The organism is Bacillus sp. T-10(2022) (genome assembly GCF_056502895.1).
On record NZ_CP113518.1, the window covers coordinates 1448240 to 1459855 of the forward strand.

General features: G+C 41.8%; 11 protein-coding genes. 9 read left to right on the forward strand and 2 right to left on the reverse strand.

The genetic code is table 11. The features are described 5' to 3' along the window. The first annotated feature begins 13 nt into the window (after nt 1-13). From OSJ91_RS07105 to clpB, 3 genes are all read left to right on the forward strand, one after another. A complete protein-coding gene (locus tag OSJ91_RS07105; RefSeq protein ID WP_485891289.1) occupies nt 14-1126 on the forward strand; it encodes a cupin domain-containing protein in 1113 nt (370 codons plus the stop codon). A 109-nt stretch (nt 1127-1235) separates the two neighbouring features. Continuing rightward, a complete protein-coding gene (locus OSJ91_RS07110; RefSeq protein ID WP_485891290.1) occupies nt 1236-2438 on the forward strand; it encodes an FAD-dependent monooxygenase in 1203 nt (400 codons plus the stop codon). A 347-nt stretch (nt 2439-2785) separates the two neighbouring features. Next, on the forward strand, nt 2786-5374 hold the full coding sequence (clpB, locus tag OSJ91_RS07115) for an ATP-dependent chaperone ClpB (protein ID WP_485891291.1): 2589 nt from the start codon (nt 2786-2788) through the stop codon (nt 5372-5374). 82 nt (nt 5375-5456) lie between these two features. Here the strand turns inward: clpB and OSJ91_RS07120 are convergent, their stop codons facing one another. Beyond that, nucleotides 5457-5648: a YjzD family protein gene (locus tag OSJ91_RS07120; protein WP_350301735.1), complete on the reverse strand. Its 192-nt coding sequence runs from the start codon at nt 5646-5648 to the stop codon at nt 5457-5459. 295 nt (nt 5649-5943) lie between these two features. On the opposite strand from OSJ91_RS07120, the gene OSJ91_RS07125 reads away from it, so the two are divergent. The 3 genes from OSJ91_RS07125 to OSJ91_RS07135 all read left to right on the forward strand — a co-directional run bounded on the left by OSJ91_RS07125 (nt 5944) and on the right by OSJ91_RS07135 (nt 8003). Next, nucleotides 5944-6666 carry a hydrolase gene (locus tag OSJ91_RS07125; RefSeq protein ID WP_350301736.1) on the forward strand — a complete coding sequence of 241 codons (723 nt, stop codon included), beginning with the start codon at nt 5944-5946 and terminating at the stop codon, nt 6664-6666. Between the two features lie 102 nt (nt 6667-6768). Further along, a complete protein-coding gene (locus tag OSJ91_RS07130; protein ID WP_485891292.1) occupies nt 6769-7602 on the forward strand; it encodes a hypothetical protein in 834 nt (277 codons plus the stop codon). Between the two features lie 218 nt (nt 7603-7820). After that, nucleotides 7821-8003 (forward strand): ComZ family protein, encoded by a 183-nt coding sequence (locus OSJ91_RS07135; RefSeq protein ID WP_034314525.1) that lies wholly within the window; start codon nt 7821-7823, stop codon nt 8001-8003. A gap of 42 nt (nt 8004-8045) precedes the next feature. On the opposite strand, the gene OSJ91_RS07140 is transcribed toward OSJ91_RS07135, so the two are convergent. Continuing rightward, the gene (locus OSJ91_RS07140; RefSeq protein WP_350301738.1) at nt 8046-8267 is read right to left on the reverse strand and encodes a hypothetical protein; all 222 of its coding nucleotides are present in this window, start codon (nt 8265-8267) and stop codon (nt 8046-8048) included. A 203-nt stretch (nt 8268-8470) separates the two neighbouring features. On the opposite strand from OSJ91_RS07140, the gene OSJ91_RS07145 reads away from it, so the two are divergent. From OSJ91_RS07145 to OSJ91_RS07155, 3 genes are all read left to right on the forward strand, one after another. After that, nucleotides 8471-9406, forward strand: a complete 936-nt coding sequence (locus tag OSJ91_RS07145) for a beta-ketoacyl-ACP synthase III (RefSeq protein ID WP_350301739.1) — start codon at nt 8471-8473, stop codon at nt 9404-9406. 51 nt (nt 9407-9457) lie between these two features. Then, entirely contained in the window at nt 9458-10696 is a 1239-nt protein-coding gene (fabF, locus tag OSJ91_RS07150; protein ID WP_485891293.1) for a beta-ketoacyl-ACP synthase II, read from the forward strand. Between the two features lie 136 nt (nt 10697-10832). Further along, nucleotides 10833-11603 (forward strand): DUF2268 domain-containing putative Zn-dependent protease, encoded by a 771-nt coding sequence (locus tag OSJ91_RS07155; protein ID WP_413016261.1) that lies wholly within the window; start codon nt 10833-10835, stop codon nt 11601-11603. Nucleotides 11604-11616 lie beyond the last annotated feature (13 nt).

The following is an 11616-nucleotide window of genomic DNA, read 5'->3' on the forward strand; positions in this document are numbered from 1 at the left end:
AGTAGGGATTAATATGGCTGAAAAATCGGAATACATGAATAGTACAATCGTAAAAGATTTTACAAAGGATATTCAGCAGTATAACCTTGGGCCGCTGTGGGAAGCCATTCCCGCTCTGATGGACCATGAACCTAAACCTCATGCGCATGCTTATTTATGGAAAGAAGAGCTTTTGACAAAAAAATTGATGGAAGCAGCTGAAATCTTCACACCTGACCGAGGCGGGGAGCGCAGGGCCATTTATTTTCAGAACCCTGGACTCACTTATCGTCAGCCTTGGGGATGGGCTTCGACAACGCAAACGCTATATGCAGCGGTCCAGCTATTGCTGCCAGGTGAAGTGGCCCCTTCCCACCGTCACTCCCAAAGTGCACTTCGTTTCATTACGAATGGTGAAGGTGCCTACTCCATCGTGCAGGGAGAAAGAATCTTCATGGAAGAAGGAGATTTCTTGATCACGCCTAAAAACCTATGGCATGGTCATGGACATGTTGGCGATAAACCGATGATTTGGATGGATGCCCTTGATATCCCAACCATCTATTCCATAGGCGGCACTTTCTTTGAACCATATCCTGATCGGATTGAAACGCCTAAACGGCCAGATAATTTTTCAGAGCTCCGTTATCAAGGCGGAATGGTTCGTCCAGTATCCGACCGTTATTCACAAGTGGCACCGCTTGCCAACTACAAGTGGAAAGGCACCAAAGCAGCGATAGAAGGATTAATGAATTTCGAACCGGACCCATATGATGGTTTCGCCGTGGAATATATCAATCCATCAAATGGCCAAACGGCCAATCCGACGATGGGGGCATGGATGCAGAAACTTCCGAAAGGTTTCCATACGAAAGCACATCGCCATACCCATTCCACAATTTATCAAGTGCACCAAGGATCAGGCTTTACGGTCATTAATGGAGTGCGTTTTGACTGGTCCAAGGGAGATTATTTCGTCGTTCCGAATTGGGCATGGCATGAGCACGTTGCAGAAGCGGATTCTTACTTATTCTCGGTAAACGACCTACCAATAATGGAAAGATTCGATTTGGAACAGCAACAAGCATTAGACACAAACAATGGGTACCAAAAGGTTGAAAGTGAATTCAAGCCTGTTTTGGTTTGAAATCTTCAGCTAAGATCTCTGTGAATATATGAATGCCAGTCGAATGAAAACGCTTACTGTGGTAGTGGTCCGCAACATTGGCTAAAAGCAACTAGTATAGGGGGAATTGATGATGAACACAGAAAAAAAACCATTCATCGTTATCGGTGGGGGAATTGGCGGTTTGGCAACTGCTTTAGGAATTGCAGAAACAAAACAGTATGTAAAAGTCCTTGAACAAGCACCCGAGTTTGGCGAAATCGGTGCAGGGATTCAGCTTGCAGCAAATGCCACCAACGTCTTGCAGCGTTTAGGCGTCATGGATAAAATCAATGAAATTGCAGTATTTCCAAAAAGATTGGTGCTGATGGATGCCTTTTCCGGAAAAGAGCTTTCCGCTTTGGATTTAGGTGATGTTTACAAAGAAAGATATGGAGCTCCATATGTTGTTTTGCATCGTTCCGATTTGCATAAAGTACTGGCTGAAGCATGTGAAAAGAACCCGTATATCGAACTGGTTACGAATCAAACCATTATTGAGACAGTAGAAAATGAAGGTGAAGTGACGGTTACTTCTGCCAACGGGTCCCAACATTCAGGAACTGCTGTCATTGGAGCCGATGGATTATGGTCCAAGGCACGGAAACTTTTTGTGGAAGATCAGCCGGTCTGCTCTCAATATGTTGCATACAGGGGAGCGATCCCGATGGAAGAGGTTACGAGCCATGGAGATTTAGATGATGTTTATATGTGGATTGGGCCAGACCTTCATCTTGTTCAATATCCGGTTAGAAGGGGAGAACTATACAACCAAGTAGTTGTCTTCAAAAGTTCTCAATATACGGAAGAAAACGAAAAAACAGATCAATGGGGAACCCCGGAAGAAATGGACCGTGTGTTTGCCGGAACTTGTGAGCTTGTTCAGAATGCGATTTCATTCATCCAAAGGCAACGCCGCTGGCCAATGTATGACCGACTACCAATCGATAATTGGACAAAAGGAAGAATTACGCTTATGGGAGATGCGGCACATCCGATGCTTCAATACTTGGCACAAGGAGCTTGCCAGGCTTTAGAAGATGCAACTTATTTGTCGGATATGCTTCATAAGCATGGGAATGACATTGAACAGGCATTTTTGGAATATCAAGAGGAACGCATACCGCGCACGGCTAATGTTCAATCGAGCGCAAGAATGTGGGGGGAAATCATCCACAATACGACCGATGCAGGCATTCTGCTACGAGATACGATCCTTGCAGGTCGGACGGATAAGGATTTTCAATTCGTCGATGAATTTCATGGTTATAATAAAACGGCCGTGAAAGCATAATTCGTTTTGTTTCATCTATGCATCTAAAAGTTAAAACAAAGTTGATTGGAGCGGGTGTACGAGACTCCTGCTTAGAAAAGCGAGACCCCGCAGGCGTAAAGACGCCGAGGGCGGACCTCCCGCGGAAAGCGAGTGCCTGGAGAGGAAATCAACCAAATTGTACAAACGGCAAAAGCCTTTCTTCTATATGAAGAAAGGCTTTTGCCGTTTTTCGTCCATACTTCCTGCATTTTATATAACTTTCCTTTACATGGGGAAAATTAGAAGTATAATGAAAATATAAAGGTCAAATTTGGTCAAACCGAGTGGGGATTCGTTCATGATAGAGATGAATGGGAGGTTTTAAGATGGAAATTAATAAAATGACGGAGAGAACCCAACAGGCGTTCATCGGCGGCCAGGAACTAGCCAAAGATAGAGGGAATCCCGAGCTGACGGAGCTTCATTTATTAAAGGCCTTAATGGAACAGGATGAAAGTTTATTAATCAGGATTTTATCTGAATCTGGTAAACCGATGAATCTATTTGATATAGAGCTAAATAAGGAACTGGATCGATTACCGGAAGTGAGCGGGAGTGTTTCCCAGATTTACATGTCATCCTCCCTGCAGCAAATGTTGACGGCTGCCGAAAAGGAAATGCAGATGTGGGAGGATGAATACTTATCTGTCGAACATATACTGCTTGCGTCGCTGCAAGTCAATAAAACGAATGTGAACAGGCTTTTTTCATCATATGGAATTGATTATGATAAAGCAAAACAGGTTATAAACGATATAAGGGGGAATCAGCGAGTGACTAGTCAAAATCCTGAAAGCACTTATGAAGTACTGAAAAAATACGGCAGAGATCTTGTTGCTGACGTTAAATCGGGGAAGGTCGATCCCGTAATCGGCCGTGATACGGAAATCCGTAACGTAATACGGATCCTTTCACGTAAAACGAAAAATAATCCTGTATTGATAGGAGAACCCGGAGTAGGTAAAACAGCCATCGTCGAGGGGCTGGCACAAAGGATCGTCAGGAAGGATGTGCCTGAGGGATTAAAGGACAAGACCGTTTTTTCACTGGATATGAGTGCGCTTGTCGCTGGCGCCAAATTCCGCGGTGAATTTGAGGAACGCCTAAAAGCGGTCTTGAATGAGATCAAGAAGAGTGACGGTAAAATTCTATTATTCATTGATGAATTGCACACAATCGTCGGTGCAGGAAGAACGGATGGCGCACTTGATGCCGGAAATATGTTAAAGCCGATGCTTGCGCGCGGTGAGCTGCATTGTATCGGTGCAACGACCCTTGATGAATATCGGCAATATATTGAAAAGGATCCGGCTCTGGAACGCCGTTTCCAACAGGTTCTGGTTCCCGAACCGGATGTTGAAGATACTATTTCAATTTTGCGGGGATTAAAGGAAAGGTTTGAAATTCACCATGGCGTCAGGATACACGATCGGGCGATCGTTGCGGCCTCTGTCCTTTCGAACCGATATATAACGGAGCGGTTTTTACCGGATAAAGCGATAGATCTTGTGGATGAAGCATGTGCGATGATCCGAATGGAAATCGACTCAATGCCATCCGAGTTGGATGAAATCACGAGAAAAGTCATGCAACTTGAAATTGAAGAGGCGGCCTTGAAGAATGAGGAGGACCCTCAAAGCAGAGCAAGGCTGGAAGTGCTTCAAAAAGAACTATCAGAACTTCAGGATCAAGCTAATAGCATGAAATCGAAGTGGCAAATGGAGAAATCGGCGCTTCAAAAGGTGCAGGATCAACGTGAAGAGCTTGAGAAACTGCGACATGAACTGGAACAGGCAGAGAATGACTATGACCTTAACCGGGCAGCTGAACTTCGGCATGGAAGGATTCCGCAGCTTCAAAAAGAATTGGACGCAATGGAAGACGAATTGGAAAAGGAAAAACAGGAATCGCGATTGCTTCGCCAGGAAGTGACGGAGGAGGAAATTGCCTCGATTGTTGCAAGGTGGACGGGGATTCCGATTAGCAAGCTGGTGGAAAGTGAAAGGGAGAAGCTGCTTCGCCTATCTGATATCCTGCATGAACGCGTAATAGGTCAAGGAGAAGCGGTGGAACTCGTATCCGATGCTGTTTTAAGGGCAAGGGCTGGAATTAAAGATCCAAACAGACCAATCGGTTCATTCATTTTTCTTGGGCCAACGGGTGTAGGTAAAACCGAATTGGTAAAAGCTTTGGCAGAAACGTTATTCGATAGTGAGGAACATATGATTCGAATCGATATGTCGGAATATATGGAGAAACATTCCGTGTCCCGCCTTGTTGGTGCACCTCCTGGATATGTTGGATTTGAGGAAGGCGGCCAACTTACGGAGGCTGTTAGGAGAAACCCATATTCAGTCATATTATTGGATGAAATTGAAAAGGCGCATCCGGAAGTCTTCAATATTTTGCTGCAAATGCTGGATGATGGAAGGATAACAGACTCCCAAGGAAGAACAATCAACTGTAAAAATACGGTGATCATCATGACTTCCAATATCGGATCCCATTTCTTATTGCAGTCCAACCGGGTGGATGGCGGCATTGAAGAAGAAATAAAAGATCAGGTCTTTAAAGAGTTAAGAGGGCATTTCCGTCCGGAATTTTTGAATCGCGTTGATGACATTGTTTTATTCAAACCTCTGACGAAACAAGAAATCGTGGAAATCGTAGATAAAATGGTTCATCAATTACAAGTAAGGTTAACTGAACAAAATATAGTCCTGAATGTTACTGAAGCGGCTAAGGAATTCATTGCGGAACAAGGATATGATCCGGTATATGGGGCAAGACCGCTGAAGCGATTCATCCAAAAGCATCTGGAAACGAAAATCGCCCGTAAAATCATTGCCGGGACTGTTGAGATTAAAGAAGGAATAACGATTGATTATGATCATGATGAATTGGTTCTCATATAAAAACGTTGAAATGTAGTTTACCCGTAAGCAAAGTACGGTATAACAAAAAGGACATCCTATAAAGGATGTCCTCTTTTGCTTCTTAATGTTGATGAGAGTCTTTAGCTGGCCCAGCAGGCAAGATAGCCGGGATGATGCAAATCAGGATAGCAGCAGCTAATCCTAAAATCGTTCCCTGCGCAGCATCGTATGAAACTCCGATCATGGAAGAAACAACATATACAGTCATATGCACTAATAAGAATGTCCAAAAAATTGTCCAAGCATAACGCATCGAATTTCACCTCATTCCACTACATTCATTTTTATCTTACCATAATTAATATACAGTTAAAACGTGTTTTTAATAATAACCTTTAAATAATTCAATACATTAAATCATAAGAGAACTTTTTCAGGCAGACTTGTTGGTTTCAAACTTCAAAAGGGAAATCATACGGAAAAAATAAAAGCAAAAACTCCGTGCTTGGTTAATTTAAGATAAGAAGTTAGGCGTTTCCACTGACCCTTTCTATTTTTCGTCATAAATTAATATAGTAGTAGTAATATTCCTTAAAGGAGTTTGAACGATGGAACAACGAACTTTTCAAATTGATGACCAATGGAATATCATCTATTATCCAGAGCGGCCCAGTGGTTTTTCCGTAATGGTAATTGGAGACCGTAGTCATTTTGTCGAAAAAGAAAGCAGCTTTTGGCTGCAGCATCCTGGCAGGCTGCAGATATTGGAATATTTAAAGGAATACGGATACACCCTATTTTCTTCCAATTTTTTTGGAGCCAACTGGGGCAGTCCTAAAGCACTCGAGCTTTCCCTTAACCTATATATTCTGTTCATGAAAAAAGAAATAGTCAATCAAAGGGTTCATATATTGGCAGAGGGGACAGGCGCACTCCTTGCCTTAAAGTTAATGAATGAACTTGGTAATAAAATACGGTCCGTCGTGTTGATAGATCCGGTTTTTTCCTTGAAAGCACAACTGGAGAAAGAAAAGGAAAATAAGTTCTTCTATAAAAAGTGGCTGTCCGAGGTCGCTGCTGCATATGAGCTCGATCCGGCAGAATGTGAACAGCATATACTGGACACTGAAGATTCAATGATCGCAGAGAATATCCCCATGAAAGTGATTCAGGTTTTTGGAAGCTTACGGAAAGAGCAAGCCTCCCTTTATCGGCAAATCCAGCTGGCTAGAAAAGCAGACTTGCAGCTGACGTATATATTGCCCGAAAAACGTTATAAAATCCCCTATCAAATACAGAAGTTTTTCAATGAGAATGAAGAGACTTTATGAGAAGAGATATATTTTTACAATAGTTTGCATACGATACAGCATCTAAAAAAACTAGACGTGCCGGGTGAAGTGGGCTTGATGGCATACGAGGAGGCTGTATTTATGCAAACAAACATTGTCATTGGCACTTATCGATTCGTGGGATTCTATGTGACTCAATTCTTTTTGAACCAAGGTGAAGAAGTAATCGGAATCGATTGGGATGATTCCGAAGCAAGTCAATATATTAAGGAAGAAAAGGAACTTGAAATAGGCAGGAATTCAAATTATATATATTTTCCGATAAATAAACTTAAATTATTGGATATTTCACAGCAGGACACGGTGTTCATATCTTGTTACGATATTCAAAGCGGAAAAATGGACAAAATCGATTTTGTAATAGGAGAAATCGTTTCCTTCATCGAGAAATGCAAAAAAAATGGCAAGAATGAAACGCCAAATTTCGTACTTTTCATGCCCATTGAAAAAGATGTCAGTACATTTCAGTCGATATTAAGCTCGATTCGTGGAATGGATTCTGCAAAAATCATATTTTTACCGACGATTTATGGACCTTGGCAATTGGAAGGCATGAGCTTTGAAGCTGGAATCAATCAGCTTGGACAGTCTGATATCAAAGCGGCAATTGCAGCCGAATATAACGGAGATGCTCTCTACATCACTGATTTTGTAAATGCTTTGGAAGCGGTGCTTACCACAAGTTCCGATAGGGACATCCAATTGTGCAGCAGTATTGATAATCATTGGGATAAATGTGCCAAGTTAATATTTGGTGAAAGTATGGATTCATTCACTTCCCAATCAACACCTAAAATCAATAAAGGAACAATATTTGAAGTGCAATGCAAAATGGAACCGGAAGAAGGCATTGCATTACAGAGAAAACATAATAAACGATTAAACTTACTTAAAAAGTGGAGAAAGCGTGATTAACATTTTCGTTATTTGGGAAGGACAAAACGGTATATTTGCCTCTAATCTATATGTCTTGTACTATAATGTTCAAGGATAGGAATTAACATCAAAAGATATTCATGATTTTATATGTACGCCCTTTACGAAAGGGTTCAGTGGAATTATGATAATATTGAGCTTATTTTGGCATCAAAATGATCAATTGATGAATATTCAAAAGATAGGGGGAAATGCGGATGAGTTCAGATAAAACTCTTGAATTTATGGGAATCGCCATGAAATACTTCCCAGAGGCTAAAGCGAAGCTTGAAGCAAGCGGGATTCCATTCTCGATGGAGATGGCAGAGCCATTCATGGAGCTCTTTAAAAGCGTTATGCAAGAAGCTTATGAGCTTGGTAAACAAGATGCTCAGCGTTAATTAAAGGCAGGCTGTCCGGTAAAAGGGCAGCCTTAAATTTTTTTATTCTTTTTTCAAGAACTTGGCGATCAATGGGCTCAGATTGATTTTATCAATGGTCGGTTTGTATTGACTGTATAAGCCCATCAATGTTTCAACGCTCGCCATCAATTGCATGTAATCAACCTGCGCTTCCTCTTGCTCCGGTTCATTTTTCCTGCCAAACATCAAATTCGAAAAATGATCATCCGGGTTTCTCTCCCTGTTGCGATTGAAGATGTCCAAAATGAGTTCCTCCTATTCTCCTTTTATTTATAATGTATGTCCTTAAATTTCCCTTGGCATAGGCGCTTGTCCGACTTCCGAAAGAGATTTCTTTAGCTTTTCAAACTGTTAACTCTTGCAAGGAAGTCTTTTTTTATATAAAATTAGTACCAGGTAATAATAGATGATTATAATAACTCATTAAAATATAAGGGGATGGCAAGATGAATGCTGGAATACTAGGGCTTGGCCGCTACTTACCCGACAAAATCGTTACAAATGCGGATTTAGAAAAAATTATGGACACTTCCGATGAGTGGATCCGGACTAGGACGGGTATTGAGGAAAGAAGAATTGCAAATGATGATATTGATACATCAGATATGGCTTATGAAGCCGCAAAAGCTGCATTGAAAAATGCGAAAATTTCGGCTGAAGAGATAGATTTAATTCTTGTAGCCACTGTTACACCTGATCAGTCGTTTCCTTCTGTCGCTTGCATGATTCAAGAGAAATTGGGGGCGATGAAGGCAGCTGCAATGGATGTAAGTGCTGCATGTGCCGGATTTATGTATGCAATGATTACGGCACAGCAATTTATTCAGTCAGGTGCATATAAGCATGTGCTGATTGTCGGTGTTGAAAAACTTTCGAAAGTAACCAATTGGGAAGACCGCAATACTGCTGTCCTTTTTGGTGACGGAGCGGGTGCAGCTGTACTTGGACCTGTATCTGAAGGCAAAGGAGTCCTTTCCTTTGAATTAGGCGCAGATGGAACTGGCGGGAAGCACTTACTACAGGAAGGAGATTTCATTCATATGAATGGACGTGAAGTATTTAAATTTGCTGTCCGTCAGATGGGGGAATCCAGCCTGGGTGTATTGGACAAAGCTGGTTTGACAAAGGAAGATGTAGATCTGCTTGTTCCGCATCAAGCAAACATTCGCATTATGGAAGCCTCAAGGGAACGCTTGGGTCTCCCGCTTGAAAAAATGACAAAAACGGTTCATAAATATGGAAATACTTCATCAGCGTCCATTCCAATGGCCCTTGTGGAAGAAATGGAAGCAGGAAGAATCAAGGACAATGACTTAATCGTCATGGTCGGTTTTGGTGGTGGCCTTACTTGGGGAGCGATCGCTCTTAGGTGGGGTAAATAAAAGAAGAAGCAAAACGTAAGAGCTTTAAAAATAGGAAGGAGCCATTTTTAAATGACTAATCGCCGTGTAGTTGTAACAGGTATTGGAGCAATCTCTCCAGTTGGTAATGATGCAGAAACTGGATGGAAAAATATAATCGAGGGGAAATCGGGGATAGGACCTTTAACTCGTTTGAATGCTGAAGAATTTCCGGTTAAAGTGGCTGCTGAAATCAAGGATTTTGATATAGAAACATATATAAATCGTAAAGAAGCACGGAAAATGGACCGTTTTACCCATTATGCAATTGCAGCTTCCGTTATGGCATATAATGATAGCAAGCTGAAAATAACCGATGAAAATGCTGCACGTGTAGGGGTTTGGATCGGTTCGGGTATCGGCGGGCTAGAGACACTTGAGACACAGCATGAAAACTTTTTAAACAGAGGATATAAACGTGTAAGCCCATTTTTCGTACCAATGATGATTCCGGACATGGCAGCTGGCCAGGTTTCTATCTTACTTGGTGCAAAAGGAATCAATTCATGTACGGTAACAGCCTGTGCAACAGGAACTAATTCAATTGGTGATGCGTTTAAAGCCATTCAACGGGGCGATGCCGATGTGATGATTACAGGCGGGGCCGAAGCGCCAATCACAAAAATGTCGGTTGCAGGCTTCTGTGCAAATACGGCTTTATCGACAAACCCTGATCCCCAAACGGCTAGCCGTCCTTTTGATCTTAACCGTGATGGTTTCGTAATAGGGGAAGGAGCTGGAATCATCGTTCTGGAAGATCTTGAACATGCATTGAATAGAGGAGCCAAGATTTATGCTGAAATAGCCGGTTATGGCTCAACTGGAGATGCCTTCCATATCACCGCTCCTGCACCTGGTGGAGAAGGCGGGGCAAGAGCGATGAAAATTGCAATCGAGGATGCAGGTTTGAATCCGGAAGACATCCAATATGTGAATGCCCACGGAACGAGTACGCCTTACAATGACAAATACGAAACGATGGCAGTCAAAGAAGTCTTTGGCGACCATGCTAATAAACTTGCAATAAGTTCCACTAAATCGATGACAGGCCATATGTTAGGGGCAGCAGGCGGTGTGGAAGCGATTTTCACGATTCAGGCAATCAGGGACAGCATTTTGCCTCCAACCATCAATATTGAAACACCAGACCCTGAGTGTGATTTGGACTATGTCCCGAATCAAGCAAGGAAGGGCGAAATCAATGCAGCCATCAGCAATTCACTTGGATTCGGTGGACATAACGCAACTATTCTTTTCAAAAAATATCAATAAGTTTGAAGGAAGAGCAGATCTTAGGGATCTGCTCTTTTTATGTTGAAGGGAAAATTGCAAATACAAGGGATTTAAAATGTGTCAACCGCCTTCTTTAAATCATACGATAGTCAATAGAAGCGGAGGTGTATGGGAAATGGGAGTCATTTCAACCAATGAATGGATGAAGAAGGATTTCAACCGCCCGGTCCAGATGATGGAAAGACTTAAAAGCACTTTCAACGATACCCTTGATGCGGACATGATTTATCGTCATTTATTGAAGCATGGCATGTATTCGCCGAATCAAAAAACAAAACAAACATGGGAAGACTTAAACGAAAATAATGTCTGGGAAAAAACACAAAACTTGTTTACAGCTTATAAGAAGTTATGGGGTGGGCCTGATGTTCCCATATATATTTTTCCGCTCATGTCTTCAGGGATATGGAATAAAAAAGTTGAAACGAAGTCAGGGTTGGCATTTAAAGATAAACTATTCCTTTTTTACGGAAAGGGGATAGCCGAAAAGGAAATGGAGGCGCTGTTGATTCATGAATATCATCATGTTTGCCGTCTGCATCATTTGAAAAAGGACCAAAAAGAATTCACACTCCTGGATACTATGATCATGGAAGGACTGGCTGAAAGAACGGTGGAGAAATATTTAGGAACAAGATTTTTAGCTAAATGGACTAAGTTATATCAGGAAGATAAACTAAGAGAATTTTGGAGTAAGCATTTAGAGGAAAAGCACACGATAAAACGTACAGATCCTCTTCATGATGCACTTCTGCTCGGGACGAAAGGATATCCATATATGCTTGGATACTGTAGTGGCTATTACCTGGTGAAAAATTCTGAGAAACTCTCCGTGAAAAAATCGTTCATTATACAATCTGAAGAATTCCTATCTAAAAAGCGTTAATATATACGTTCTT